Origin of the sequence: Streptomyces asoensis, assembly GCF_013085465.1 — a bacterium.
GTDB lineage: Bacteria > Actinomycetota > Actinomycetes > Streptomycetales > Streptomycetaceae > Streptomyces > Streptomyces cacaoi_A.
Genome location: NZ_CP049838.1, coordinates 1,083,565 through 1,109,875, shown reverse-complemented (window position 1 = coordinate 1,109,875; position 26,311 = coordinate 1,083,565). Strand labels below are relative to the sequence as shown.

25 protein-coding genes and 1 pseudogene are annotated in these 26,311 nt (G+C 72.3%); 11 read left to right on the top strand and 15 right to left on the bottom strand.

Going from position 1 to position 26,311, the window contains the following annotated elements:
* Positions 1 to 144: 144 nt before the first annotated feature.
* The 6 genes from G9272_RS05050 to G9272_RS05025 form a co-directional block, all read right to left on the bottom strand.
* A complete protein-coding gene (locus tag G9272_RS05050; RefSeq protein WP_171395401.1) occupies positions 145 to 1,311 on the bottom strand; it encodes a serine hydrolase domain-containing protein in 1,167 nt (388 codons plus the stop codon).
* Positions 1,312 to 1,418: 107 nt separating this feature from the next.
* Positions 1,419 to 1,823, bottom strand: coding sequence for a nuclear transport factor 2 family protein (locus G9272_RS05045; protein ID WP_171395400.1), 405 nt, complete (start codon positions 1,821 to 1,823; stop codon positions 1,419 to 1,421).
* A gap of 10 nt (positions 1,824 to 1,833) precedes the next feature.
* Positions 1,834 to 2,802 (bottom strand): acetylxylan esterase, encoded by a 969-nt coding sequence (locus G9272_RS05040; RefSeq protein ID WP_171395399.1) that lies wholly within the window; start codon positions 2,800 to 2,802, stop codon positions 1,834 to 1,836.
* 87 nt (positions 2,803 to 2,889) lie between these two features.
* Positions 2,890 to 3,477 (bottom strand): Rv1733c family protein, encoded by a 588-nt coding sequence (locus G9272_RS05035; protein WP_171401846.1) that lies wholly within the window; start codon positions 3,475 to 3,477, stop codon positions 2,890 to 2,892.
* A 155-nt stretch (positions 3,478 to 3,632) separates the two neighbouring features.
* Complete coding sequence (locus tag G9272_RS05030) at positions 3,633 to 4,388, bottom strand: ferredoxin reductase (protein ID WP_171395398.1); 756 nt, start codon at positions 4,386 to 4,388, stop codon at positions 3,633 to 3,635.
* Positions 4,381 to 4,986 carry a sulfite oxidase-like oxidoreductase gene (locus G9272_RS05025; RefSeq protein WP_171395397.1) on the bottom strand — a complete coding sequence of 202 codons (606 nt, stop codon included), beginning with the start codon at positions 4,984 to 4,986 and terminating at the stop codon, positions 4,381 to 4,383. Before G9272_RS05025 ends, G9272_RS05030 begins: the two co-directional genes overlap by 8 nt.
* Positions 4,987 to 5,193: 207 nt before the next feature.
* Between G9272_RS05025 and G9272_RS05020 the strand changes: the two genes are divergently transcribed.
* Together G9272_RS05020 and G9272_RS05015 are read left to right on the top strand one after the other, a co-directional pair.
* Positions 5,194 to 6,126: an NADP-dependent oxidoreductase gene (locus G9272_RS05020; RefSeq protein WP_171395396.1), complete on the top strand. Its 933-nt coding sequence runs from the start codon at positions 5,194 to 5,196 to the stop codon at positions 6,124 to 6,126.
* Complete coding sequence (locus G9272_RS05015) at positions 6,123 to 6,851, top strand: GNAT family N-acetyltransferase (RefSeq protein WP_171395395.1); 729 nt, start codon at positions 6,123 to 6,125, stop codon at positions 6,849 to 6,851. The genes G9272_RS05020 and G9272_RS05015 overlap by 4 nt, the downstream gene beginning before the upstream one ends.
* Before the next feature lie 16 nt (positions 6,852 to 6,867).
* Here the strand turns inward: G9272_RS05015 and G9272_RS05010 are convergent, their stop codons facing one another.
* Positions 6,868 to 7,329 (bottom strand): MarR family winged helix-turn-helix transcriptional regulator, encoded by a 462-nt coding sequence (locus G9272_RS05010; RefSeq protein ID WP_171395394.1) that lies wholly within the window; start codon positions 7,327 to 7,329, stop codon positions 6,868 to 6,870.
* Positions 7,330 to 7,578: 249 nt separating this feature from the next.
* Here G9272_RS05010 and G9272_RS05005 point away from each other — a divergent pair, with 249 nt between their 5' ends.
* On the top strand, positions 7,579 to 8,433 hold the full coding sequence (locus G9272_RS05005) for a putative protein N(5)-glutamine methyltransferase (RefSeq protein ID WP_253267708.1): 855 nt from the start codon (positions 7,579 to 7,581) through the stop codon (positions 8,431 to 8,433).
* On the opposite strand, the gene G9272_RS05000 is transcribed toward G9272_RS05005, so the two are convergent.
* Both G9272_RS05000 and G9272_RS04995 read right to left on the bottom strand, forming a co-directional pair.
* The gene (locus G9272_RS05000) at positions 8,426 to 9,103 is read right to left on the bottom strand and encodes a hypothetical protein (RefSeq protein ID WP_171395393.1); all 678 of its coding nucleotides are present in this window, start codon (positions 9,101 to 9,103) and stop codon (positions 8,426 to 8,428) included. The genes G9272_RS05005 and G9272_RS05000 overlap by 8 nt on opposite strands.
* A gap of 118 nt (positions 9,104 to 9,221) precedes the next feature.
* Positions 9,222 to 11,288: a SpoIIE family protein phosphatase gene (locus G9272_RS04995; protein ID WP_171395392.1), complete on the bottom strand. Its 2,067-nt coding sequence runs from the start codon at positions 11,286 to 11,288 to the stop codon at positions 9,222 to 9,224.
* A gap of 240 nt (positions 11,289 to 11,528) precedes the next feature.
* Between G9272_RS04995 and G9272_RS04990 the strand changes: the two genes are divergently transcribed.
* From G9272_RS04990 to G9272_RS04975, 4 genes are all read left to right on the top strand, one after another.
* A complete protein-coding gene (locus G9272_RS04990; RefSeq protein WP_171395391.1) occupies positions 11,529 to 12,422 on the top strand; it encodes a hypothetical protein in 894 nt (297 codons plus the stop codon).
* Between the two features lie 133 nt (positions 12,423 to 12,555).
* Positions 12,556 to 12,924, top strand: coding sequence for a hypothetical protein (locus tag G9272_RS04985; protein ID WP_171395390.1), 369 nt, complete (start codon positions 12,556 to 12,558; stop codon positions 12,922 to 12,924).
* A gap of 116 nt (positions 12,925 to 13,040) precedes the next feature.
* Positions 13,041 to 15,056 carry an NADPH-dependent 2,4-dienoyl-CoA reductase gene (locus G9272_RS04980; RefSeq protein WP_171395389.1) on the top strand — a complete coding sequence of 672 codons (2,016 nt, stop codon included), beginning with the start codon at positions 13,041 to 13,043 and terminating at the stop codon, positions 15,054 to 15,056.
* A gap of 31 nt (positions 15,057 to 15,087) precedes the next feature.
* Positions 15,088 to 15,636, top strand: a complete 549-nt coding sequence (locus G9272_RS04975) for a PadR family transcriptional regulator (RefSeq protein WP_171395388.1) — start codon at positions 15,088 to 15,090, stop codon at positions 15,634 to 15,636.
* Here the strand turns inward: G9272_RS04975 and G9272_RS04970 are convergent.
* Together G9272_RS04970 and G9272_RS04965 are read right to left on the bottom strand one after the other, a co-directional pair.
* Positions 15,633 to 16,175, bottom strand: coding sequence for a hypothetical protein (locus G9272_RS04970; RefSeq protein ID WP_171395387.1), 543 nt, complete (start codon positions 16,173 to 16,175; stop codon positions 15,633 to 15,635). The two genes, G9272_RS04975 and G9272_RS04970, sit on opposite strands and share 4 nt — an antisense overlap.
* Positions 16,176 to 16,882: 707 nt before the next feature.
* On the bottom strand, positions 16,883 to 17,860 hold the full coding sequence (locus G9272_RS04965) for a fibronectin type III domain-containing protein (protein ID WP_171395386.1): 978 nt from the start codon (positions 17,858 to 17,860) through the stop codon (positions 16,883 to 16,885).
* A gap of 392 nt (positions 17,861 to 18,252) precedes the next feature.
* On the opposite strand from G9272_RS04965, the pseudogene G9272_RS04960 reads away from it, so the two are divergent.
* Positions 18,253 to 18,951, top strand: a pseudogene (locus tag G9272_RS04960) (glycoside hydrolase family 75 protein); the annotation flags it as partial.
* A 577-nt stretch (positions 18,952 to 19,528) separates the two neighbouring features.
* On the opposite strand, the gene G9272_RS04955 reads toward G9272_RS04960, so the two are convergent.
* From G9272_RS04955 to dhaK, 3 genes are read right to left on the bottom strand one after another with little or no spacing between them, the layout of a single operon-like run.
* The gene (locus G9272_RS04955) at positions 19,529 to 19,939 is read right to left on the bottom strand and encodes a PTS-dependent dihydroxyacetone kinase phosphotransferase subunit DhaM (protein WP_171395385.1); all 411 of its coding nucleotides are present in this window, start codon (positions 19,937 to 19,939) and stop codon (positions 19,529 to 19,531) included.
* Positions 19,940 to 19,946: 7 nt separating this feature from the next.
* Positions 19,947 to 20,558, bottom strand: a complete 612-nt coding sequence (dhaL, locus tag G9272_RS04950) for a dihydroxyacetone kinase subunit DhaL (protein ID WP_171401844.1) — start codon at positions 20,556 to 20,558, stop codon at positions 19,947 to 19,949.
* Between the two features lie 52 nt (positions 20,559 to 20,610).
* Positions 20,611 to 21,603 (bottom strand): dihydroxyacetone kinase subunit DhaK, encoded by a 993-nt coding sequence (gene dhaK, locus G9272_RS04945; RefSeq protein ID WP_171395384.1) that lies wholly within the window; start codon positions 21,601 to 21,603, stop codon positions 20,611 to 20,613.
* A gap of 1,422 nt (positions 21,604 to 23,025) precedes the next feature.
* Between dhaK and G9272_RS46120 the strand changes: the two genes are divergently transcribed.
* The 3 genes from G9272_RS46120 to G9272_RS04935 all read left to right on the top strand — a co-directional run bounded on the left by G9272_RS46120 (position 23,026) and on the right by G9272_RS04935 (position 25,572).
* Positions 23,026 to 23,307: a DUF6188 family protein gene (locus G9272_RS46120; protein ID WP_367398543.1), complete on the top strand. Its 282-nt coding sequence runs from the start codon at positions 23,026 to 23,028 to the stop codon at positions 23,305 to 23,307.
* Between the two features lie 570 nt (positions 23,308 to 23,877).
* Positions 23,878 to 24,615 carry a hypothetical protein gene (locus G9272_RS04940; protein WP_171395383.1) on the top strand — a complete coding sequence of 246 codons (738 nt, stop codon included), beginning with the start codon at positions 23,878 to 23,880 and terminating at the stop codon, positions 24,613 to 24,615.
* Between the two features lie 393 nt (positions 24,616 to 25,008).
* Positions 25,009 to 25,572 (top strand): hemerythrin domain-containing protein, encoded by a 564-nt coding sequence (locus G9272_RS04935; protein ID WP_171395382.1) that lies wholly within the window; start codon positions 25,009 to 25,011, stop codon positions 25,570 to 25,572.
* 18 nt (positions 25,573 to 25,590) lie between these two features.
* Here G9272_RS04935 and G9272_RS04930 read toward each other — a convergent pair whose 3' ends face one another.
* Positions 25,591 to 26,118: a hypothetical protein gene (locus G9272_RS04930; protein WP_171395381.1), complete on the bottom strand. Its 528-nt coding sequence runs from the start codon at positions 26,116 to 26,118 to the stop codon at positions 25,591 to 25,593.
* Positions 26,119 to 26,311 lie beyond the last annotated feature (193 nt).

Below are 26,311 nucleotides of genomic sequence, written 5' to 3'. Positions count from 1 at the left end.
CCTGTAGGTGACGTGCCGTGGTCGTGCGGACTCGGTGCGCCACCAGATCTAGCATTGGTCTAAACCAGCAGGGAAGGGCAGGCCGCCCGATCGGCCGAAACCGGACCGCCCCGCACCTGCACCACGCCCGCGCCGCGCCGGCGCTCAGAGCGCGCTGTACAGGGCGTCCACCAACGCCGTCTTCCGCGGGTCGTCGGCGATGTGCGGCCCCATACGGTTCATCACGTACCCCAGCGACACCCCCGCCTCCGGGTCGGTGAGCCCGCACGAGCCGCCGAAGCCGTCGTGTCCGAAAGCGCGTGGGTTGGGTCCGTACGATCCGTTCGGGCCGCTGAGCCACAGCCCGAGCCCGATCTCCGTCTCGTGCGCGAACCCCGCCCCCAGCACCAGGTCCCGGCAGGTGCCCTGTCCCTCGCGCACCCGCTCGGCGGCCTCGGGGGAGAGAACGCGCCGGCCGCCGTACACACCCCGGCCGGCGAAGATCCCGTAGAGCGCGGCCACCGCCCGCGCGGTGCCGTGGCCGTTCGCCGCCGGGATCTCCGCGGCCCGCCACCGCGACGAGTTGGCCTCGCTCGCGCCCACCACCGGATTGGTCAGGGCGGCGATGGCCGCCGGTGCCAACTGGCTGAGGATCGCGGCCTGTTCGCTGGACGAGGCGACCGGCGGATGCACCAGCTCGGCCGCCCGCCCGGCCTCCTTCTCCGGCAGCCCGATCGTGAAGTCGACGCCCAGCGGACCGGTCACCTCCCGCTCCAGGAACGCCCCCGGCAACAGCCCCGACACCCGGCGTACCAGCTCCCCGACCAGGAATCCGTAGGTGAACGCGTGATAGCCGGACCGGGTGCCCGGCTCCCACCAGGGCTCCGTGGCCGCGAGGCGCGCGGTGGTGAGCTCCCAGTCGTAGAGCTGCTCGAGCGAGTGCGGCTCGCGCAGCCCGGCCAGGCCCGCCCGGTGGGACAGCAGCTGCCGGACCGGGACGCGCTCCTTGCCCGCCGCGCCGAACTCCGGCCAGTACGCGGCCACCGGAGCGTCGAGGTCGAGCAGCCCCCGGTCGGCGAGGATGTGCGCACACAGCGCCGTCGGCCCCTTCGACGTGGACCACACGTTGACCACCGTGTCCCGCTCCCATGCGCGCGTGCGTGCCGGGTCGGCCCAGCCGCCCCACAGATCGGCCACCGGCACGCCGTCGACCGTGACGCTCACCGCGGCGCCCAGCTCGCCCCGGTCCCGGAAGTTCTCCTCGAAGGCCGCGCGCACCGCCGCGAACCGAGGGTCGCAATGGCCGTGGATCTGTGGCACGTGCTCGGACATGGGGCCTCCGTGGTCCGCCGGAACCCCGGACCGCTACGCTGCGGCCCGGGCACCCCGAACGTACCGACTGGTCGGACTGGACGGAAGTGTGCCGGACGGGTGCCGGGTCACAGAAGAAACGTCCGCCCCGCCGGTTCCTGGTGGCCCTCCGCCGTGTGCCAGTAGTCCCGTGACTCGACCGCCAGCCCGCCCTCGTCGAACCGGACGAGGACACAGCCGGCCAGCGTGCCGGGCGCCCCGTCCTCCTCGGACAGCACCCGGAACTCCGCCACCGCGACCCGGTCCGCGCCCACGACCGGGGGCGAGAACCGCACGTCGGTCACCCGCTCCGCCGCGAAAGACCAGCGCAGATAGGCCTCCAGCTCGGCCCGCCCCCGGTGCGGTGCACGGAACGGCATCGACCGGTGGACGCAGCCCTCGGCGTACAGCTCCAGCAGCGCCGCCACGTCGTGCGACGCCCAGGCCCGCTCCCACACCCCTACGAACCGCTCGGCGGCGGCACGCGTGTCCATCCGCCGGCCTTCAGACGTACGACCGCAGCCAGCGCAACTTGGCCGCCTCCTGGTAAGGGCCGCCGCCCTCATGGTCGTTGAAGTCGTACACCTCGATCTCCTTGTCCTCGTGCGCCCACGCGTTGAACGCGGCGTACACGGTCGACGGCGGGCAGGTCTGGTCCTCCAGGGCGGCCGAGAACAGCGCGGGGGCCGAGCCCCGGGACGCGAAGTGCACACCGTCGAAGTACGCCAGGGTGCCCAGGACGTCCTGGGCGCGGCCGCGGTGTGTCTTGAGGAACAGGCCGATCTCGCGGTAGGGGTGACGGTCCGTCAGTATCGCCGCGCGGGGGAAGTCGCACAGGAACGGCACGTCCGGGGCGATGCCCGCGAGATCCGGTACCAGACCGCCCACGGCGATCGTGATGCCGCCGCCCTGGCTCCCGCCGATCGCCACGGTCCGTGCCGCGTCGGTCAGCGGGTGGGAGCGGGCCGCCTCGACCGCGCGCACCGCGTCCGTGAACACCCGGCGGTAGTAGTAGTTCTCCGGGGCGTCGATGCCCCGCGTCATGAAACCGGGGTACGAGGGCGCACCGCCCACCGGGTCCGCGGTGCCGCCGCCACCGCCCCAGGCGCTGCCCTGGCCGCGGGTGTCCATGATGAAGTGCGCGCGGCCCGTCGACGCCCACAGCAGGTGCTCGTGCGGCAGCCCGCGGCCACCGCCGTAGCCGACGAACTCCACGACCAGGGGCAGCGGTTCCCCGGTCCCGGCGGGCAGCGTCAGCCAGCCCTTGACGGGGTGCCCGCCGAACCCGGCGAAGGTCACGTCGTACACCTCCACCGTGGTCAGGCCCGTGTCGACCGGCTCGAAGCGGGCGTCCAGGTCGTGCTCGCGGGCCTCCTGGAGGGTCTTGGACCAGAACGCGTCGAAGTCCTCGGGCTCGATGGACGCGCTGCGGTAGGCGCGGAGCTCCTCGTCGGCCAGGTCGAACAGGGGCATGAAGGACCGCCTTTTGTTAAGTGCCCATACGAATGATCACACCGTACGTGGGCACCGTGAGGCCCCGCCAGACCCTGGTCAGGAGCTTCAGGCGGGCCTGCGGCGGGTCCACTGGGGTTCCGTGCGGGCCCACTCCCGCTCCCACTCGCCCAGCCGGTGCCGCATCGCCACCCGGCGGATCACGACGTGCCCCAGCAGCACCACGGCGGCGGTACCCCCGGCCGCGCACACACCCATGGTGAAGGCGTGCTGCCACACCAGCGTGTCGGTCGGCGGCGGTGCGACGCTCCGGCCCCGCGTGTCGAACCACACGTCCACCACCTCGCCCGTGCGCGTGCCCGCCGGGACCCGGGCGGTGGCCGTCCGCGCGTGTTCACCCGGCGGGGTCCACCGCACGGTCACCCGGAACGTCTGCTGCCTGACGCCCTCGACCGAGGGCACGGTCTCGGGTATGTGGCCGACGACCTCGACCCGTACACGGTGGCGTTCGGCCCGCAGCCGGTCCGCGACCGCCTGGGCGTCTGCATGGCCCCACCGGCCGGCGAGTGCCCCGGCCAGCGGCACGGCGACCAGCAGCAGCACGGCGACGACCAGCGCCGTCCACGCCTCCAGCACATCCGACCGGCGCCGCAGCGGATTGCCCCGCCGGCGCCAGCCACGCACCCGGCCTCGCATGTCGACCTCCTCGCCGTCACGCGTACGAGTGCCCACATGAGCGTCATACTCCGTTCGGAGTACATCGTTTCACGCATCGTTCACGTCGGCCCCTCGACAGCCGGGGACGCCGGGGACGGGTGGGGAGGGAGCGGCCCGGTGGGCGGCCGGACAGGTCAGCCGAAGCGCTCGATCCGGATGCGGTCGACCGGCTGCCCCGCCTGGACCAGCAGCCGCGAGGCGTGCTCGGCGAACGCGTTGGAGCCGCACACGTACGCCTCCCAGCCGCCCGCCGGTTCCTCGGCGAGCAGCGGAGCGAGGTGACATGCCGCGAGCCGCCCCACGGGCACGCCCTCCGGCGCGCTCCGCGTGAACACGGGCGTCGTCTCGGCGCCGTACTCCCGCGCGTAGATCAGCTCTTCGGGGCCGCGCGCGGACACCAGCAGCCGCAGCGGCACGTCGAGGCCGCGCGCCCGGTGGTGGCGGACCATCGACATCAGCGGGACGACCCCGGAGCCGGCGCCGATCAGCAGCGCGGGCCGGTCGCCGGGCCAGGCGAAGAAGCCGCTGAGCGGACCCCGCACCTGGACCTCGTCACCCGGCTCGGCCCGGGTGTGGAACCAGCCCGAGACCTCGCCGCCGTCCACATGGTCCAGGGTCAGCTCGACGTGCCCGTCGTCGTCGGGCGCGGAGGCGATCGAGTAGTGCCGTTGGGCGGTGTAGCCGTCGTCGGCGGTCAGCCGCAGCATCAGGTGCTGGCCGGGCAGATGCCCCGCCCAGGCCGGCACCGCGAACCGGAAGGTGGCCGCCTGCGGGGTCTCGCGGCGGATCTCGGTGAGCGTCGCCGTCTGCCACAGGGCGGCGGCCCGGTTGCTCACGGCGATCCGGCCGGGCACCGCGAACCGGGTCGGGGGAGTGAAGGTCTCAGTCACCTGCGTACCTCTGCTCCTCCCACGGGTTGCCCCGCGCGTGGTAGCCGTTCTGCTCCCAGAAGCCCGGCTCGTCGTGGTCGAGGAGCCGCAGGCCCGCGATCCACTTGGCGCTCTTCCAGAAGTACAGGTGCGGCACCAGCAGCCGCGCCGGACCGCCGTGCTCGGCCGCGAGGGGCTTCCCGTCGTACTCCCAGGCGATCCACGCCCGTCCGCCGGTCAGGTCGGACAGGGGCAGGTTGGTGGTGTAGCCGGTGTGCGAGTACGCGACGGCGTGGGTCGCGGACGCGTCGGGCCGGACGGCCGCGAGGAACGCGTCCAGGGACACGCCCCCGAACCGCACCCCGAACTTGGACCAGCTGGTCACACAGTGGATGTCACCCTCGTACGCGGACCCCGGCAGCGCGTGCGCCTCGTCCCAGTCCCAGGTGCGGGGCGCCCCCACCAGCCCGTCGACGCGGAAGGTCCAGTCCGCGGGCGCGAGGTCGGGCGTGACCTCGGCGGACAGCACGGGCCAGTCGTCGCCCGCGTCGTACTGGCCGGGTGGCAGTCCCGGGTGGTGGACACGGGGGCGGCCGGTGAAGCCTCGGGTGACGTTCATGCGATTCCAGCGGGAGGACGGCGGTTGTTCACTCAGACAACCGTACGTGCATGTCAGCCGTGCTCCGCACCCGGTCCGCCCGCCGATCATTAAGCCCGTATGAACAGTCCCGCGACGGGGGAATAGCCACCGCGCCCCGGCTCTTGCACGTGTCGTTCCGGATCCAGCGGTCCAGCGGTCCGGTGCCAGCGAAGGAGAGTGGGAGCAATGCCGAAGGCGTACGTCTTCACCCGGTACGGCGGCCCGGAGACCGAGGCCCTCGTCGACCTGGACCGCCCACGGCCCGGGCCCGGCGAGGTGCTCGTCGCGGTGCGCGCGGCGGGTGTGAACCCCGTCGACTGGAAGCAGCGCACGGGCTACCGGCGCCCCGGCGAGAGCGGTGAGCGGGCGTTCCCCTCGGTCCTGGGCAACGAGGTGGCCGGCGTTGTCGAGGAGACCGGCGAGGGAGTCACCGGGTTCGCGCCCGGCGACGAGGTGTTCGGCACCGCCGTCGCGGGCGGCTACGCCGAGTACGCGCTGCTGGCCGCCGGCATCACCGCGCACAAGCCCGCCGAGCTGTCGTTCACCGATGCCGCGACCCTCCCGGTGGCCGCGGCGACCGCCTACGACGGTGTGCACCAGCTCGACCTGCCGGCCGGGGCGACGCTGCTCGTGACCGGCGCGGGCGGTGGAGTCGGTGTCGCCGTCGCGCAGATCGCCGGCGCCCGCGGACTGCGGGTCGTGGGCGTCGCGAGCGAGGGCAAGAAGGACTTCCTCGAGTCGCTGGGCGTCGTGCACGTCCCGTCCGGCCCGGACTGGGGGGAAGGCGTGCGCCTGGCCGCCCCGGACGGCGTCGACGGCGTCTACGACCTCGTCGGCGGCGAGGTGCTGCACGAGGCGGCCGGCCTGGTGCGGGACCGCTCCCGGCTGATCACCGCCGGAGCCCCGGCCGAGGAGGTCGAGCGGCTGGGCGGCGCCCGGGTGGCGCGCGCCCGCGACGCGGCCGTTCTGCGGGCGGTGGCGGACCTGGTCGTACGCGGCGACCTGAACCCGTATGTCACCCTCACGTTCCCGCTGGAGCGGGCGGGCGAGGCACTGCGCGAGGTCGAGAGCGGCCACGCCCGGGGCAAGGTCGTCCTGGAGATCGGAGCGGACGCATGAGCACCACCGAGCCTGGGCACGTCCTCGACAACCCCGCCCTCGCCTCCCTCACCGGTCCGCACGCCCACTTCGCCGAACGGCGGGGCCGGGTGCTGCGCTACCCCGTCGACGTGTCGCCCTGGCTGGCGCTGCCGGACGAGCCGGACGCGGACGACTGGGCGGATCTCGCGGCGCTCGCCGGTCCCGGCGCGGAGGTCCCGCTGCCGGGCTTCCGCGGTGAGCTCCCGGCCGGGTGGGAGCTCACCCTCCAGATCGAGGGCGTGCAGTTCGTCGACGACGGGCTGGCCGCCGCACCCGAACCCGAGGCGGTCCGGCTCGGTCCCGCCGACGTACCCGAGATCCTCGACCTGATCGCCCGCACCCAGCCGGGGCCGTTCGAGGCCCGGACCATCGAACTGGGCACCTACCTGGGCATACGACGGGACGGCGCCCTGATCGCGCTGGCCGGCGAGCGCCTGCATCCGCCGGGCTGGACCGAGATCAGCGCGGTCTGCACCGACCCCGCCTTCCGGGGCGAGGGCCTGGCGACCCGGCTGATCCTGGCCGTCGCCCACGGCATCCGCGAACGCGGCGAGACGCCCTTCCTGCACACCAGTGCCGGCAACACGAACGCCATCCGCCTCTACGAGTCCCTGGGCTTCCGGCTGCGCCGCAGAACGGCGTTCCTGGCGGCACGGGTGCCGGAGCGGCTGGGGGAGGGGCGGGAATCGGTCCCGGTGGCGTAGCGGGCCGGCCGGGGGGTCACGGGACCGCCGGGGGAGGCAGGTCGCTCCCGGCGGCGGGCCCACGCCACGCGTTGTAGCGCACCAGGTACTCCGCGAACCGCTCCAGGTCCGCCTGCGGCCACTGCGCCAGCCGTTCTTGGAAGGCCGTACGTCGGCTCTCGGTGACCTGGGCGAGGATGCGGCGGCCCGCGTCGGTGAGGTGCAGGACCTGGACGCGGTGGTCCTCGGGGTCCTGGCGTCGCTCGATCAGCGCGGCGCGTTCCAGGGCGCCGACCTGGCGGCTGACCGTGGACTTGTCCAGGGCGTAGTGCGCGGCGAGGTCGGTGGCCCGGCAGCCGCCGCTCTCCTCCAGGTGGCCGAGGAGCGTGTACGACACCAGCGACAGCTCGGGGTGCAGTCGGCCCGCCGAGGCACGGGCCCGCCGGGCGAAGCTCGTCATCTCCCGCTGGATCGTCTCCACGGCCTCGGCTGCTTCCACCGGTCCTCCCTCACTAGCCTGGTTGCATAGTACAACTTGAGTGGCGAGGGGCCCCGCGCCAGGAACGGCATCCGATCTCTGGGGTAGGGTGGCCGTCCGGCTGCGGAGGTTCCCAGTCGCGCGAGACCGAGGAGGTGAGACCCATTACCGCAGTGTCAGGTCGGGTGCTCTCCTCTTGTGACAGCGTGGATCGCCGCCGGTAGGCGACCGTGAGAGCGCCCTTCGGCTTCCGAAAGGCATCTCGGCTTCATGCCCCCTCGTTCTCCCGCTTCCTCGTCCTCTCCTTCTTGCCCTTCCTCTCCCTCTGCTTTCTCGCCTTCCTCCTCCCCTTCTTCGCCCCGTGACGTCCTGGTCGCCGTTCTGCGGGGTGCCGGGTGTGTGTTCGCCGAGGAGGAGGCGGAGTTGATCCTCGGCGCGGCCCGCACGCCGGACGAGGCCGCGGCCATGGCGGCCCGCCGCGCGGGGGGCCTGCCCCTCGAACACGTCGTCGGCTGGGCCGAGTTCCACGGGCTGCGCGTCACCGTCGAGCCGGGCGTCTTCGTGCCCCGCCGCCGTACCGAGTTCCTCGTCGACCAGGCCCTCGCCGCGGTGCCGCACGCCTCCGTCGTCGTCGACCTGTGCTGCGGCTCGGGCGCGGTCGGCGCCGCCCTCGCCGCGTCCCTCGGACAGGTCGAGCTGCACGCCGCGGACATCGACGCGGCGGCGGTGAGCTGCGCCCGGCGCAACATCGCCGACCACGGCGGACACGCCTATGTCGGCGACCTGTTCGCGGCGCTTCCCGGACAACTGCGGGGCCGGATAGACATCTTGGCGGCGAACGTGCCCTACGTACCCAGCGGCGAGGTCCCCCTGCTGCCGGCGGAGGCCCGGGACCACGAGCCGCTCACCGCCCTCGACGGCGGCGGTGACGGGCTGGACGTGCTGCGCCGGGTCGTCGCCGAGGCGCCGCACTGGCTCGCCCCCGGCGGCTGTCTCCTCGTCGAGACCAGCGAGCGCCAGGCCCCGGCCGCTGTCGAGGCGTTCGCCCGCAGCGGTCTGACGGTGCGTCTGGCGGACGACGAGGAGCTGTACGCCCACGTGGTCGTCGGCACCAGGGTCAGGTAGCCGCTCCGCTGCCCGTGGGGCCGGGGGAGCGGTCGTCCTCACGGTTCCACGGGCCGTGCCCCGGGGAGTCGCCGCGCCGGTCGCCCGGGCCACGTTCGTCGAAGGTGCCGGACAGGACGCGGTCGGCGGTGTTGGTGTCACCGGAACGGGAGCCGACGACGTGGACGGTGTCGCCCTTCTTCAGCGCGTCGGCCCCGGAGCCGGAGGTGCCGTCGGCGGACACGGTCGCGTCCGCACCCACCGTCCACGTCCACGAGGCGCCGTCCTCGCTCTTGACGGTGACCTGGTCGTCGGCCACCTTCGCCACGGTGCCCCGCTGCCAGACGCGGACGACCCAGTCGCCGGTGTCGGGGTCCTTGACGGTCGCCTCACCGTGCGCCGCGTCCCCGCCGAGGCCGAACCACGGGCCGCCGTGGCCGTGCCGTCCACCGGGCCCCTCGGAGGAGGACGCGGACGGCGAGCCGCCACCGGAGTCCCCGGAGGTCGCCGCGTACGCCACGGTGCCGCCGAGTGCCAGGACGGCGACGGTGGTGGCCGCGATCACCGCCCGCCCGCGGGTCGACCGGCGCCGCCACAGCGTGCGCAGGTCCGCACGGTCCCGTTCCCCGTCCACCGGTCCCGAGAGCAGTTCGACCTCTTCCGGCCCCTCGGGCCTGTCCGGCTCCTGCATCACGGCTCACTCTCCTCGGCCACGACGGCGGCACCACTGCCACGCCTTACGGTGATTGTCCGAGTTGCGCAGTAAGGAAGCGATAACAAGAGCCTGTGAATCGGACGGGCGGCGCCGCTCACTCCCCGGCCCGCGCACGCGCCACCAGCAGCGCCACGTCGTCGTGGTTGGCGGGGTGGTGCAACGCGCTCAGCAGCAGGTCGCACACCTCCTCCAGGGGCCGCGCGGGATCGTCGAGCAGCGCCAGCAGCGCCTCCAGACGTTCGTCGAGCGAGTGGGTGCGGGTCTCGACCAGGCCGTCCGTGTACAGCACGAGCTGGTCGCCTGGGGCGAAGTCGATGTCGGTGGTGGAGAACGGCACCCCGCCCACGCCCAGCGGCGCGCCCGTGGGCAGGTCGAGCAGCTCCGGCGGACGGCCCGGGCGGATGTGCACCGGCGGCAGATGGCCGGCGTTGGCGATCCGGCATCTCCCCAGCCGGGGGTCGTGCACCGCGTACACGCAGGTGGCGATGGAGTGGTCCAGGCCCTGGGTGATCCGGTCCAGGTGTTCCAGGAGGACGGTCGGGTCGAGGTCGAGGGAGGCCAGCGTGGTCGTCGCGGTGCGCAGCCGGCCCATCGTGGCGGCGGCGTCGATACCGCTGCCCATCACGTCACCGACGACGAGCGCCGTCTTGCCGTCCGGGAGCGGGATGACGTCGAACCAGTCGCCGCCGACCTCGGTGGTGGCGCCCGCGGGCTGGTAGCGGGAGGCGACCTCGAGGCCGCCGGTGACGGGCGGATGGCTCGGCAGCAGGCTGCGCTGGAGGGTGAGCGCGGTGGTGCGGGCGCTCTGGTACCAGCGGGCGTTGTCGATCTGGACGGCCGCCCGGGCCGCCAGCTCGCGCGCGAGCAGCAGGTCGTCATGGCCGAACGGCAGCGGATTGCGGGTCCGTTTGAGGTCGAGGGCGCCCAGCACCTCGCCCCGCGCGATGAGCGGCACGGCCAGATAGGAGTGCACACCGGCCCGCGCCAGCAGGGCGGCCGCCTCAGGGGAGTGGGCTATGCGCCCGAGGTCCTCGTCCTTGACCTGGGCCACCATGACCGGCCGGCCCGAGCGTACGCACTCGGTGACGAGCCGGTCGGGCGCGTAACGGGCCACCTGGCCGGGCTGGTCGGCGGCCCGCAGGGCGTCCGGCTCGTCGGTGGCGCGCACCGCGAGGGCGCGGATCACGGCCGATTCGGCGGGCCCGAGGCTGGTGCGGCGGCCCGACATCACCGCGTCGAGCAGATCCACCGCGGCCACGTCCGCCAGTTCCGGCACGGCGACGTCGGCCAGTTCGAAGGCGGTGCGCTCCAGGTCCAGGGTGGTGCCGATCCGGGCGGAGGCGTCCGCGATCAGCGCCAGCCGGCGGCGCGCCGCCTCGGCCTCGACGGCCGCCCGGTGCCGGTCGGTGACGTCGACGACCGAGACGGCCACGCCCAGCACGGTGCCGCGGGCGTCCTCCAGGCGGTACAGCGAGAGTGACCAGACGTGGTCCTCGTCCGGGTCGGCGGGGGTGCGGCCGACCGTGGACCGGTCGACGAGCGGCTCCCCGGTCCGCAGCACCTGGCGCGCCGCCGCCTCCACGGCTTCCGCGTCCAGCCGGGGCAGCACCTCGTGTATGGTCCGGCCGAGGTGATCCGCGGCCGGAACGCCGTTGATCCGCTCCAGTGCCGGGTTGACCGAGACGTACCGCAGGTCGGTGTCCAGGACGGCGAGGCCGTTGGGGGACTGCGCGACCATGCGCGTCGACAGCGCCAGGTCCCGCTCCAGTCGGCGCACCGTCGTCCGGTCGGTGGCGAGACCCAGGGCGTAGACGTCGCCCCGGTCGTCCATGAGGCGCATGTTGCGGAACTCCACCAACCGGGTGGTGCCGTCCTTGCGCCGGATCGGGAACGCCCCCGCCCAGCTCTCGCCGGTGGCCATGACGTCGGCGAACAGCTGCACGACCAGGTCGACGTGCCGTTCGTGGACCATCACATGGGCCGCGTACCGCCCCAGCGCCTCATTGGCCGAGTATCCGAACAGCTCCTCGGCCTGAGGGCTCCACAGGGCTATGCGCCCCTGGGTGTCGAGCACCACAGAGGCCACGTTGAGCACGTCCAGCAGGCCGCTGGGCCCGGTAGGGCCACCGCCCTCAGCCGCGGACGATCCGGCTCCGTTCATGCCACGCACCGCCTCCGCATATCGACGCGGCACGCCGTCCCCCGTGCCGACTCCCCTGTTCTACCGTGCTCAACCCTTTTCTCCCACGCCTTGGGCGCGCTTCTTCATGCTCCTCCAGTACGGCGTCGCGCGCCGTTCTCCTCAAGGCCCGCACGTGTCCATGGAATTGGTCTGTACATGACCATCATGCCGGGCCAGACTGTCCGCCGAGCGCGCCCACCCCCCTCGACGAGGAGTCCCATGCCCCTGCGTCCTGCCCGCCGCCGTCGCACCACGGCCGGCACCGCCCGCGCCGCCTTCCTGGCGCTGGCCGTGTCAACGGTCGCCGTCCTCTCCGCGGCCCCGCCCGCCGCGGCCGCCGACACCTGGACCGAGGTCGGCTCCGACCGCGCCGACCCGCTGACCGAGAGCCAGGGCCTGACGTCGGTCGAGGTCCCGGCGGGCAGCGCCAACCGCTACACCGGCATCGGCACCATCCCCTTCTCCGTCTCCACCCGGGGCTGGAACCACGTCGGCGACCCCGACGCCTCCTACGACGGCTACTACGTCGAGCCGTACCAGAGCGACTCGAACAACGCGAAGATGTACCGCGTGCAGGCACCGGGCGGCGCCTGGTCGGAGTACGTCCACGCGCTCGGCTCAGGTGAGGCCCTGAACAACTCCTGGGCGGCGATCACCCCGAACAGCCAGTGGATGCTGTCCGGCGAGTGGGGCACCATGACCCGGTTCCTCGTCTTCCCGACCCCGGGCGCCAACTCGGCCACCTCGCCCTCCGCGAACCTGCCGCAGGTGTCGACCGTCCGCCTCGACCACGCCGTGCGCGATGTCCAGGGCTGCGACTTCACCGGTCCGACCACCCTGCTGTGCGCCTCGGACGACCCGGCGGGCACCCTCTTCGGCATCACCAAGCCCCTCCTCCAGATCGACCTGTCCGCCGAACCGAACGGCACCTCCGACGTCACCGGCCACGTCACCGCCCTGCGCCAGCTTCCGCTGCGCAGCTCCTGCTCGGGCACGTTCGAGGCCGAGGGCATCGACTACGACCGCCGTTCCGGCACCCTGCGGGTGATCGTCGTATCGCCCGGGTTCTGTGTGCTGACCGACAGCAAGACCTACCGCTTCACCCGGAGCTGACCGGGGTCGATCGGGCCTCCGGCGCCGCTCCTGTCGCTGGTCCCACTCGGAAAGTGGTGCTTTTCTGGGGATGTGGCGCGGTTCGCGGGGAACCCGCACCTCCGCGTCACATCCCACGAGAGGAGCGATCACGATGGATCGCGAACGACCGCACGAGGAGTCCGTCTCCGTCGAGATCAGCGGATGCAGCAAGGAGGACGCCCGGATCGTGTTCGACACGCTGAACGAGTGCTTCGAGTCGGACCGCGGCACCGACGAGGCGCCGCAGCAGCTGCACGAAAGCCGCCCGATGGTGTGGCTCGGCACCTTCGAGGTGACCGAGACGCACGACTGCGCCCGCCCGGCCCGGCTCTCCTCCTCCGTGGAGGCGGACGCGCAGGGCAGCTACTGGGCGATCGAGCGGCTCCGCACGACGCTCGACTCGGTCTTCGCGGTGCGCGACCTCTCCTCGGCCTCCGGGGACCAGGAGCGGGAGCTGCACGTCCTGCTGGAGAGCCGGTGAGCCGGCGACGCCGGTGACCTGCGGCACATGACGCCGATGCTGTTGTGCAACTAGTTGCATAAACCGTGCGCGGTCCTCTAGAACTGGAGGGAAGACACCGCGCACGGAGGGCTGTCATGAGCCGTTACCCGCACCTGCTGAGCCCGCTCGACCTGGGCTTCACCACGCTGCCCAACCGCGTCCTGATGGGCTCGATGCACGTAGGCCTCGAGGAGGCCGAGCGCGGCTTCGAGCGCATGGCCGCGTTCTACGCCGCCCGGGCACGCGGAGGAGTGGGCCTCATCGTCACCGGCGGCATCGCCCCCAACGACGAGGGCCGGCCCTACGAGGGGGGCGCGAAGCTCACCACGGAGGCGGAGGCCGAGCAGCACCGGGAGATCACCGACGCCGTGCACCGCGAGGGCGGCCGCATCGCGATGCAGATCCTGCACTTCGGCCGGTACGCCTACCACCAGGACCTGGTCGCCCCCAGCCCGCTCCAGGCGCCGATCAGCCCCTTCCCGCCCCGCGAGCTGACCGACGCCGACGTCGAGCGCACGATCGACGACTACGTCCGCGCCGCCCGCCTCGCGCGGCGGGCCGGCTACGACGGCGTCGAGATCATGGGCTCCGAGGGCTACCTCATCAACGAGTTCATCGCCGCCCCGACCAACCACCGCACCGACCGCTGGGGCGGCTCGTACGAGAACCGGATGCGGTTCCCCGTCGAGATCGTCCGGCGGGTGCGCGAGGCGGTCGGCGAGGACTTCATCGTCATCTACCGGCTGTCCATGCTGGACCTGGTGCCCGGCGGCTCGACCCTCGACGAGGTCGTCACCCTCGCGAAGGCCGTCGAGTCGGCCGGCGCCACCATCATCAACACCGGCATCGGCTGGCACGAGGCGCGCATCCCCACCATCGCCACCTCCGTGCCGCGCGGCGCCTACACCTGGGTGACGAAGAAGCTCATGGGCGCGGTCTCCGTCCCGCTCGTCACCACCAACCGCATCAACACCCCCGAACTCGCCGAGGAACTGCTCGCCGACGGCTGCGCGGACATGGTGTCGATGGCCCGTCCGATGCTCGCCGACCCCGAGTTCGTGGCCAAGGCCGCGGCCGGTCGGCCCGAGGCCATCAACACCTGCATCGGCTGCAACCAGGCCTGCCTCGACCACACCTTCAGCGGAAAGATCACCTCCTGCCTGGTCAATCCGCGCGCCTGCCACGAGACCGAGCTGGTCCTCGCCCCGACCCGGCTGCGCAAGCGGGTCGCGGTGGTGGGCGCCGGCCCGGCCGGACTCGCCTGCGCGGTCTCGGCGGCCGAACGCGGCCATGACGTCACTCTCTTCGACGCCGCGAGCGAGGTCGGCGGCCAGCTCAACGTGGCCCGCAAGGTCCCCGGCAAGCAGGAGTTCGACGAGACGCTGCGCTACTTCCGCCACCAGCTCGACGCGCACGGCGTGGACGTACGGCTCGACACGCACGTCGCCGCGGAGGACCTGGCCCACTACGACGAGGTCGTCGTCGCCACCGGCGTCAGCCCCCGCACCCCCGACATCCCCGGCGTCGACCACCCGAGCGTCGTCGGCTATCTCGACGTCCTGCGCGACGGCGCGCCCGTCGGCGACCGCGTCGCGATCCTCGGCGCGGGCGGCATCGGCTTCGACGTCGCCGAGTTCCTCACCGACGGCGGCGACAAGGCGAGCGAGGACCCGGCGGCCTACTTCCGCCAGTGGGGCGTAGACATGGACTACCAGGGCCCCGGCGGTCTCACCGCCCCCGAGCGCCCCGCCCCGCCGCGCACGGTCCATCTCCTCCAGCGCAAGACCGGCAAGGTCGGCGCGGGCCTCGGCAAGACCACCGGCTGGATCCACCGCACCGAGCTCAAGCACCGGGGCGTCACGATGGTCCCCGGGGTGCGCTACGACCGGATCGACGACGCCGGGCTGCACCTCACCGTCGGTGAGCAGAGCACGCTCCTGGAGGTCGACACCATCGTGCTGTGCACGGGTCAGGACCCGCGCCGGGACCTGTACGAGGCGCTGGTCGCCGACGGCGGAAACGTGCATCTCATCGGGGGTGCCGACGTCGCCGCCGAACTCGACGCCAAGCGCGCCATCCAGCAGGGCACGGAACTGGCGGCGGCGCTGTAGGACCCGGCCGGCGCCTCCCTAGGATGACTGCATGTCACTCCCGCACGCGATCCTCACCGCCCTGCTCGAGAGGCCCTCGTCGGGGCTGGATCTGACCCGCCGGTTCGACCGGTCGATCGGCTACTTCTGGTCGGCCACGCACCAGCAGATCTATCGCGAGCTGGGAAAACTGGAGTCCGAGGGGCACATCCGGGCCCTGCCGACCCAGGCGCCTGCCCGCGGGCAGAAGAAGGCCTACGAGGTGCTGCCCACGGGACGCGCCGAACTCGCCCGGTGGACGGCGGCCGCCCAGGACCCGAAGCCGCACCGCGACGCCATGCTGCTGCGGCTGCGCGCCGCGGCGGTCGTCGGCACCGCGGGCCTCGAGGCCGACCTGCGCCGCCATCTCGACCTGCACCGGCGGCAGTTGGCCGAGTACGAGGAGATCGAGAAACGCGACTTCCCGCCCGGCGACGACAGCGCGCAGGCCAGGCTTCAGCACCTGGTCCTGCGCGCGGGCATCGAGCTGGAGACCTTCTGGACGCAGTGGCTCACCGAGGCCCTCGAGGAACTGCCCGTGGTGGGGGAAGGGACCGCTTAGAGCCGGTACGGCTTCGAGCGCCGGCGCAGGAACCAGGCCGCCGCGATGACGCCCGTCCCCACCAGTGCCCCGCCCACCCCCATGGCGATGGGGCCGTAGTCGCGGGCCGCGCCGCCGAGGCCTCCCATGACGCCCCGCGAGGGCGAGGCCGTGGGGGTCGCCGTGACCCTCGGGGCCGGGGTCGAGACGATCACCGACTGGGTGCCCGCGGTGCTGCCGTTGGAGCACATGACGACCACGGTGTACGTGCCCGGGGAGACGCCGGACCAGGCGGCGGACTGGCCGGCGGCGGTCCCGGACAGGGCGACCTGGCGCCCCTGGGCGAAACTCGCCTGGGCGCTGCCGAGCAGCGCCGCCGTGCCCCAGCTGCCGTTGATCTGGGCGCAGGCGCTGGTCACGACCGACACCGTGGAGCCGGTCGTGCTCACGGAGATGCCCGAAACCCGGGCCACGGCCGGCTGGGCGGTGAGGGTGAGCGGCAGAGCGGCGGCGGCTGCCACGGTCAGCCCTGAGCGGACGAGGAAACGGGAAGTGCGCATCGGATGTCCTCCGGCGGCGGCACGGTTGGCGGTACATCCCTTGCGCCGCCGAAGGTCGGGTACGCCCGTGCTGCCTCACGGGCAGCCAACGCGCCCCGGCCCCGCCCCGCATGCGGACGGCCACCGGCCAGGTGACGGATTCCTTCGGACGGCCCATGCCGACCACCTCCTCGACCTGCGGCCGACCGTGCCCGGAGGACCGCCCCGACCGGCGCCCCGGCCGTGGCCCGCCCCGCGGCGCGAGCGGTGGCTCGATGGGCGGGTGGGTCGTGGCCACGAGCCCTGGCCCGGCCGGCGGCCCGGCCGTGGCGCGACCTGCGGCGCGAGTGGCGGCCCGACGGGCGGCTGGGCCGCGGCCCCGACTCATGGCCCGGTCGGTGGCCCGGCCGTGGCGCGACCTGTGGCGCGACCTGCGGCGCGAGGGGTGGCTCGATGGGCGCCTGGCTTGTGGCCGCGCCCCGCGGCGCGAGTGGCGGCCCGTCGGGCGGCTGGGCCGCGGGCCTGAGCCGTGGCCCGGTCGGTGGCCCGGCCACGGCCCGGCCACGGCGCGACCTGTGGCCCGGCCACGGCGCGACCTGCGGCGCGAGGGGTGGCTCGATGGGCGCCTGGCTTGTGGCCGCGCCCCGCGGCGCGAGTGGCGGCCCGACGGGCGGCTGGGCCGCGGCCCCGAGCCGTGGCCCGGTCGGCGGCCCCGTCGGCACGGACTCTCACCGCCGCGCCGTCGTCACCGTCCGCTCCGCCGAGAACGCGCCCCAGGTGCCGTCCGGCAGCCGGGCCCGCAGTCGCACCCGGTGTCCGGCCCCTGCCTCCCGCCCCACGTAGAAGCTGTACGTCGCCCTTCCCCGGGGCGGGGTCCCGCCCCACACCAGAGAGGTGGCCGGCCGCCCGTCGAGCTGGATCTGGTACTCCGTGACGACACCGTCCACCCGGGGCGGCACCCACGACAGGTCGAGGTAGTACGACCCGTCGGCGAGGTGGGAGCTCGCCCGGAAGTCGGTCGGCGCGGTCTCCGCCCCCTCGTCGTCACCCGGCGCGGTGGTCAGGCGCACGGGCGCACCGGCGGGCGAGACGTTGTCGGCCGCGTCCCGGGCCCGGACGGTGAACGAGTAGCGCGCCCCGGGGCGCAGTCCCGTGACGACCGTCGCCGTCTGGCCCCCGCCGACGCTGTGGATCCGCACGCCGCCCTGGTAGACGTCGTAGGACACCACCTTCCGGTCGTCCGTAGACGCCGTCCAGGAGAGCTGGACGGCCCGGCTCCCGGCCGCCCGGCCGGTCACCGCGCCCGGCGGGGTCGGCGGCGAGCGGTCCGCCGCGGCGGCCGCCGGTGTCGTGGCCCGCACCTCCCGGCTGCGCGGACCGAGCCGCCCGTCGCCGTCGCGGGCCCGCACGGTGAAGACGTACGTGGTCGACGGCGCGAGGCGGACGACGTCCAGCATGTGCGAGGAGCCGGGCACCTCCTGGACCTTGTCGGTTCCGCGGTACACCTCGTAGGCGCTGACCGCGGGGTCCGCGGCGACGGCGTTCCACATGACGTGCACGCTCGTCGCGCTCCCGGCCTCCGCGGTGACCCCGGTCGGGGCGCCCGGCGCCCGTCCGTCGTCGCCGCCCCCGCTCCCGCCCGCGCACCCGCAGCACAGGGCCGCCACCAGGCCGCACACCACAACCCACAGCACAACGCGTCGCACGGCTTCGCCTCCCGGCCCGGCACGGCGGCAATGGTCCGGACCAATATGGCGTGGTGGTGCGCACACATCAAGAGGGCGGATGTGCGGGGCCGCCCTCGGCGACCGCTTCCGGACGTTACGTATGCTGAAGTTCCTCACGGCTGAACTCACCCTGAGCACCGGTGAGTTCAAGCCGGTGGCGCGGGCCGCTGTCGTCGCTGATCCCGCGCCGGCAAAGTGGCCCGGGGCCCGGAGCCGAAACGGCGTCCGGGCCCCCGGCCCTCTGTCGCACCGTCGGGCTCCCCGAGGATGCTCCTCGTGCTCCGTACGGCCCCCTCGGGGTGGCCCCGGGGCGTGATCGACACCAGATTGTTCCGCGTGTCCGTCAATGCCCCCACGAGAGGGTCCGTATCGTGCGCGTCCAGTCGCTGACGCTGGCCGCGGCCGGCCTTGCCCTGCTGGCCCCGACCACCGCACCCGCCGCCCCGCACCCGTCCCCGGGTGCCCTCGGGGCGTCGGCGCCCCGGAAAGAAGGCTCAGTCCGCGCCGCCGACCTGCTGTCCCGGGTCCGCGACTGCACCACCGTCTCGCGCGGCCGCTACCGCGCGGACGAGGGCGCTCCGGCCACGATCCCGGTCTGTGGCACCGATGAGGCGGTGTTCTGGACGGCCGACATGGACATCGACTGCGACGGCCGCCCGGGCCCGGAGTGCAACAGCGGCACCGACCCGCTGTTCTCCGACACGACCGCTTATCAGCAGTCCGACGGCCGCTATCTGAGTGCTGAGACGCTGCCCTACATCGTGGTGCCGGGGGTGAGCGGCATCTGGGACTACCGTGACCACGGGGTGCGCGGGGGGTCGGTCGCGGCCGTCGTCTACCAGGACCGGGTGCAGTACGCGGTCGTCGGCGACACGGGACCGAGCGAAATCATCGGCGAGGCGTCGTACGCCACCGCCAAGGCGCTCGGCATCCGTCCCGACCCGCGCGGCGGCGGCACCCCCTCCGGCGTCACGTACATCGTCTTCAAGGACTCCCGGGCTACCCCCATCGAGAGCCACGCCTCGGCGGCGGAGGTGGGGGAGCGGCTGGCGCGGCTCTTCGTACGCGGCACCAAGGAGCAGCCCCGTCCGCCGGAGGAGGACGCGGACGAATGGGCGCCGGGCGGGCTCGTGGCACCGCCGCAGGGCGAGGGCGGCGCGGCACGGCGGACGGGAGCCGGAAGCGAAGGCCGCGCAGCCGCCAAGGGTGAGGGCAGAACCGCCGCCGAAGAGCCGGAGGAGGGCCGGGCGGCGGCGGAGGGCGAGGCTCAGGCGGCATCGTCGGACGACACGGGCGACTCGGAGGCTGATGAGGGCCTGGACGCCGGGACGGACGAGACGGATGAGACGGACGAGGGGGACGAAGAGGGCTAAGAGGACGAGGGGAGCGCGTAGGTGAAGGGCGGCCCGGCCGTGCAGGCCGGGCCGCCCCTCCTGTCGCGCCCCGCGGGCGGCAGGAGTCCACGTCCGGAGCCCGTGCGGTGGCCGCGCCGAGGGCCGTCGGCCCGACGCTCCGGCCATCGATGGCCGGAGCGTCGGGGTGGGTGGCCGAGTGACCGTCCGGCGTGCGGGGCGACCTCACCCGTGAGGTGACCGGGCGGGTGTGACGGTTCGTCGCGCCCCGCGCCTTGTGGGTGAGCGAGCCGCGTCACACCTTCCGGTAGCCGTACGCCTCCGCGGCCGCCGCCTCCACCGAGTCGAGGTCGGCACCGGTCGCCGCCGTCACCACCGCGGCCACCGCGCCCTCGACGAACGGGGCGTCCACCAGCCGTGCGGTGTCGGGCAGTTCGTCGCCCTCCGCGAGCAGTGCCTTGACCGTGAGGACGGCGCTGCCCAGATCGGCGAGGACCGCGACCCCGGCGCCCCGGTCCACGGAGGCGGCAGCGGCGGTGATCAGCTCGGCGCTCGTGCCCAGCCCGCCGCCCTCCGTACCGCCCGCAGCGGCGACCGGCACGGCCGGACCGCCGCCCACCAGGCCCAGCGCCAGCTCGGCCACCGCCGACGCGACCTCCGCGCTGTGCGACACCAGCACGATGCCCACCAGTTTCTCGTCGCTCACCGGTGCCTCACTCCCCGCCCGCGTCGGCGCCGGTGTCGGCGAGGGCGGCGATGAGCAGTGCCGCCGAGGTGGCGCCCGGATCCTGGTGCCCGATGCTGCGCTCGCCGAGATAGCTGGCCCGGCCCTTGCGGGCCTGGAGCGGCGTCGTCGCCTCGGCGCCCTGCTCGGCGGCGGCCCGGGCGGCGCCGAAACCGTCGGGGAGGGCGTCGACGGCCGGCACCAGTGCGTCGATCATGGTCTTGTCGCCGGGCGCGGCACCGCCGAGCTGCATCACCGCGTCCACCCCGGCACGCAGCGCCTCGGCGAGCCGCTCCTCGTCCACCTCGGCGGCGTCCCCGAGTGCCTTCCCGGTCCGGCGCAGCAGCGTGCCGTACAGGGGCCCCGAGGCCCCGCCGACCGTCGAGATCAGCTGGCGTCCCGCGAGCACCAGGACAGCGCCCGGCGTCTCGGGTGCCTCCTTCTCCAGCGCCGCGTTCACCGCGGTGAAGCCACGGCGGAGGTTGCTGCCGTGATCCGCGTCCCCGATGGGTGAGTCGAGGGCCGTGAGCCGGTCCGCCTCGCGGTCGACGGACGCGGCGGTCGCGGTCATCCAACGGCGGAAGAAGTCGGCGTCGAGCACTGGATCTCCTTGCATGATCGGTACGGTCGGAGCGCCTGTCCCTGTCCCTTCCTCACACACCCCAGCGCAGCCCGGGGGTCTTCACCGGCGCGTCCCACAGCCGCAGCAGCTCCTCGTCCACCTGGCACAGGGTCACCGAGGCGCCGGCCATGTCGAGGGACGTCACGTAGTTGCCCACGAGCGTACGGGCGACCACCACCCCGCGCTGGGCCAGCAGGCGGTGCACCTCGGCGTTGAAGCCGTACAGCTCCAGCAGGGGTGTCGCGCCCATGCCGTTGACCAGGAGGAGGACGGGATTGCGGGGCGTCATGTCGTCCAGGATCGCGTGGATCGCGAAGTCGGCGATCTCGCCGGAGGTCATCATCGCCCGCCGCTCCCGGCCGGGCTCCCCGTGGATGCCGACGCCCAGCTCCAGCTCGCCGGCCGGCAGATCGAAGGTCGGGCTGCCCTTGGCCGGTGTGGTGCACGCGGTGAGCGCCACGCCGAAGCTGCGGGAGTTCTCGTTGACCTGCCGGGCGAGCGCCTCGACCCGCTCCAGCGGCTGCCCTTCCTCGGCCGCCGCCCCCGCGATCTTCTCCACGAACAGCGTCGCGCCCGTGCCGCGCCGCCCGGCCGTGTAGAGACTGTCGGTCACGGCGACGTCGTCGTTGATCAGGACCTTCGCGATCTGGATGCCCTCGTCCTCGGCCAGCTCGGCCGCCATGTCGAAGTTGAGCACATCGCCCGTGTAGTTCTTGACGATGAACAGCACACCTGCCCCGCTGTCCACGGCCGCCGCGGCGCGCACCATCTGATCCGGCACCGGCGAGGTGAACACCTCACCCGGGCAGGCCGCCGAGAGCATTCCGGGCCCGACGAACCCACCGTGCAGCGGCTCGTGCCCCGAGCCGCCGCCGGACACCAGCGCCACCTTCCCGGCCACCGGAGCGTCCCGCCGCACGATCACCCGGTTCTCGACGTCGACGGTCAGCTCGGGATGGGCGGCCGCCATTCCGTGCAGCGCGTCCGCGACCACGGTCTCCGGAACGTTGATCAACATCTTCACGGATACCTCCAGGTGAGACTAGTAGATGACTCCCTGACCTCTATTTTCGCAGGTCAGATCGAGTTGGACCAGTTAACGATCTTGGCGGTTCGGGCCGGTCGGCAGCGGCTACGGCGGTGGAGAACGATGTTGTGGCCCGTCAAACCCAGCATCCCCGAAATCCTGGTCGGCTACCAGACGCCGACCGGTGGAGTGGGTGGAGGGTGGGACGGCTGGTTTCGAGCGGCCGCGATTCGGTGAGCTGGAGGCGCGCTCCGGGGCGCCGCTGTCAGTGCGCCGAGGCGGCTTGACGTGTTCGGAGGGACGAGGGGGAGGCATGCGAGCGGCCCGTGGAGGTCTGGGCAGGTAGGAGAGCGATGGTGAGGCGTCGTGCCCTGGTGAGGGATTCATTCACCTTGCCAGTGCTCCGAGTGCACTCCGAGGCGCAACCCCTTTCCTCGCCTCACCGGCCTTCAAGTGCCACAGCCCGGGAGTGCGCCCGCTGGTTCCCGCGAGCCGCAGCCGTTCGCCGTTCGGGCCGCCCTCCTCTCGGTCACCACCCCGCCTGCGCAGCACGAGGGCGTGCTCCAAACCGTGGCCCGCGGACTGCTCGACTGGTTCGCCGGCACGGGGATCTCGCAGACAGGAGTACCGGCGGGGTACACGGCGACCACCAGGACGACCGAGATCAGCCTTGGCCCGTTCCGCACGAGCGAGTCGGTTTCCTGCACCCCGGACTCCATTACGATCACGCTTCCGAACGGCGCATCGATATCGGCAACAGGGGCCGACGCCGCAGAGGTCCGGAGCGCGGTCCGGGGGAAACTCCAGGCTCTACTGCGCGAGGGCGACGGCAGTGACACGGAAAACGGCCGACGGGAGTAGAACGGGCTCGGTGGAGCGGGTCGTCGCCGGATTACCGAAAGCCAAAAGCTCAGCCCCCGGCCCTCATGAACTTTGAGTAGACAGTGATTTTAGTATCTGAACCATTGAGGTGGAGGAGAACCCTTGCCCGTACGGCAGCTCTGGGAAAATTTTTGCGCGGCTGCCACGTCGAGGAGTACGAGTCCTTCATGTCATAACCCCCACCTGGGCCAGAGACATACAAATTTCCTCCACCTACCCATGTGCGGTAGATATACGTCGTCACTACCATGCCGTGCAATCCGTCATCCTTGCCGCCGGTGTAGCGAGCATATGTGACGACCCGGAGCCAGGAGCCAGCCTTATTGACCTGCGGATTCACGCCTACCATATGTTCCAGGCACGCTTGCGCCTGGACCGATGCACCGGGAACCGAGGTCCAACTGCCACAGACTTTCCGAGTGGGAACGGCGGCGGCCGACCCTGGACTGACAAGAGCCAGCGGCACTGCCAGCAGGGGAATTGCCAGAATGTATCGCCGGAAGAATTTTCCTTTCATGTAAACCATCTCGCTCAGTCGTGAGGTGTGCTTCCAGCTGCTCTATTGCATATCAACGGAGAGCTCGCCTCCGCAGAATTATTAGCGTGAGTAATTCGCGCATTCCCCGCGCCGCCTCCGTCTTCCATCATCTGCTCAAGGTGGCGAACCGGCCACTTCGTGGAGATCTCACCGTCGATCCCCATACCGACTACGAGGCTTGGCACGTTGTCGGGCCCGGCGGCCTGCCAATCGTGTGTACGCCCGGAGGCAAGCTCGCCACTGGACGCCGTTCGTCTTGCCCCGCCGACGATGACCCCTGAGGGCGTGGGCGATGCCGGCGGCCGGTGCGTACAGGTGCGGTCCACCGAGCACCAGCGCAGCACGTCGACCAGGGAGAGCGGCAGGGGACAGGCTCCTGCCGCTCTGCCCGAACGGGCATGGCAGGCGGCGGATCCTGACCTCGGGCATTCACGAATGGTGCCGTCGACTCGCGCACCCTGACCGCCCGGCGCCTGCACCTCGTCTTCGACCGCCCGGCAGACCCATCGTCCTCGGGCTCAACTGCTGGAGATTTTCCCCGTGTTGGAGAGGTCGTTGGACTTGACCGGCAAGGGGCCGGTGCTGCTTCTGACCGGCTACCAGAATCCGGCAGCTCACCGAAGCGCTTCTGCGACTCGCAACCCTTCCGAAGCCCGGCTGACCAGGCAAGAGCTGACGGCCAATCACGAAAGGCCGAGGCTGAGGATGTCTGAGAGGAAACAAAAGGCAAGGATGTCAAGAGACGGGATTACGCGACTACCGCTCGCCTGCTTCCTCGCGGATGGTTGGTTCAGCGAATTCGGCAACCCTGCCGATTCGGCAAAACCTCTCGATTTCGCGAGGAGTTCAACATGTCCAGAGCCATGTCACGTCGTGCCATTGCGAGTGTCCTCGGGACGCTCATGGTGACAACGGCGGTATCGCAGGTCCAGGCATCTGCGGCACAGGCGCCGCCGCCGCTCCCGCAGTCGGTCGCGAAGGCCACCGCGCAGTGGACCCTGCGATTCTCCGGTGCAGCCGAGACGAACGTGCCGTTCTCGCTCTACAGCCAGAGCGAGAAGGAGCACCTCTACTACGGAAAGCGTTGGTGGGGCTTCGGGTCAGGGATCTCCCTCAAGTGGAGCAGTTCCGCCAAGCACCAGTGGAAGTTTGTGAAGTGCGGTAGCAAGGGGACTTCCAGTCCGATCCAGTACGACCAGCGACTCGCTCTCTACAACACTTCGGTCAAGGAGTACATGGTCTACAAGAAGCGGGACCTTGGGCGCGGCATCAACCTGGGCTGGTCGAAGAAGCTGGATAAAACGACCTGCCAGTGGAAGGTGCGCGGCGGCAAGGCTGGAAAGACCATCGGTCCGTCGCCGGTCAAGAACGCGATGCTCTTCAATACCGTGGAGAAGGACTATTTCGTCAACGGTTGGCGCCCGTCGGGGGTCAACCTGCGCTGGTACAGGTACGGCGTCGGAGACCAGATATGGGACTTGGTCCAAAAGGGAGTCTGCGCGGCGGGAGTCGTGAGCAATGAGGCCAAGGCGGCCTGCGCAGCCTTCAAGGCGCTGGAGGAATTCCAGAAGGCCATGGGGTACTCCTAGACCGCCCCGAAGCCGTCGTTCACCAAGAAGCTGCCGTCCGAGGTGTGAATCTGCCTCGGGTCCCCAAGAATGCGCCTCCGGTCCGGCCCGGACTGGAGGCGCATTCCCTTGCAGGCGACCGAGGAGAGCCGGTCAATGTATATTCATGACTGTACGTAAAGTAGTCGGAATGGGGTGAGGGAATTGGTGACTGTAATTTACTTTTCCGGGCCGACCAAGCGCTAAGGCACCTGTACCGCGATGGAGAGGTGACCTTCTCAGATCGTGGGAGCGGGAGCCGCTCCGTGCCGCCTCCCCCGGCCGGGAGGTTGCCGTGTCGGCCCGCCTATGGGGGGCACTCGGGGCGTGGCGGGTCCGATCCGGAGCCGTCGTGCCAGGCTGGAGGTGTGGGACATGGGTCATGGTGGGAACGTGATCGACGAGCTGGTGACCGATCACCGCGAGGTCGAGGAGTTCTTCGGCCGGATCGAGGCGCTGCCGCCCGGCGCCAAGGACCGCAAGCTGTACGCGGACCAGGCCACGATGGAGCTGGTCCGGCATTCGGTGGCCGAGGAGGCGTATCTCTACCCGGCGGTGCGCGAGCACGTCCCCGGCGGCGAGGCCCTGGCCGACAAGGAACTCGCGGACCACGCGCGGGCCGAACAGATCATGAAGGACCTGGAGGGCTGCGAGGCGGACGATCCCGAGTTCGACCGGCTCGTCGGCATGCTGATGCGGGAGATCCGCGATCACCTGGCCGACGAGGAGCAGAACCTGTTCCCGAGGCTGCGCGCGGTGTGTCCGGCGGACACCCTCGACGACCTGGGCGACAAGGTCCGCAAGGCGAAGAAGACGGCCCCGACGCGTCCGCACCCGACCGCCCCGGACAAGCCCCCGGCCAACAAGATGCTGGCCCCGGGTGTCGGGATGATCGACCGCATGCGCGACGCGCTGACAGGCCGCGGCAAGGCCGGCTGAGCCGGCCCCGGGTGGCCGTCAGGCGATGAGCGCCTGGCCCCGGCCGAGGCGGCTGAGGAGTTGTGTGTGGTGGAGGTCGGCCACGGGGGCGAGGAGGTCGGGGTGGCGCAGCAGCGCCGCCGCCTGCCGGTCGCGGTGGTCGGGTGTGACCAGGCGCCGGAAGTCCGGCGCCGTCCCACGGGTGTGGTCGCCCCCGGCGAGCCCGGCCACCGCGCCCGCGGCGAGTGCCGGATCGGTGAGCAGACAGGCCGCCCAGCTCGCCACGACCTCGTCCACCCAGCTTCGCCAGGCCGAGTCGTCCGGGTCCCGGCCGGCGTCCGCGTCAGCGCCGCTGATCCGGTCCAGCCGGGCCGAGCCGCCCGGGCCCACCATGCCGACCAGCGCGGCGTCCGTGGCGGTCGGATAGCGCAGCCAGGCCGCGACGGTCACCGCCTGACGGGCCTGCGCCTCGCACAGGGCGGAGGCGAGCGCACCGCCGCTCGCCGGGTAGGCGCGGGTCAGCCATTCGGTGGTGGCGGCGATGACGGGGGAGAGATCTGCGAGCACGGAGCCGTCCGAGGTGTGCGGCGGGCAAAACGGTGAGCTCCCCGAACGGTAGCCCGCGCCCCCCACCGACCGACATGCCCGAGCCCCCACCCCGGCCGTGGCCTCGACCACAACGCGCCCAACCTCTCGCCCGCGACGGCCCCCACCCCCGCCCGCCTGGACCCGCCCCCGAGGCCCATCGGTTCCCACCCGT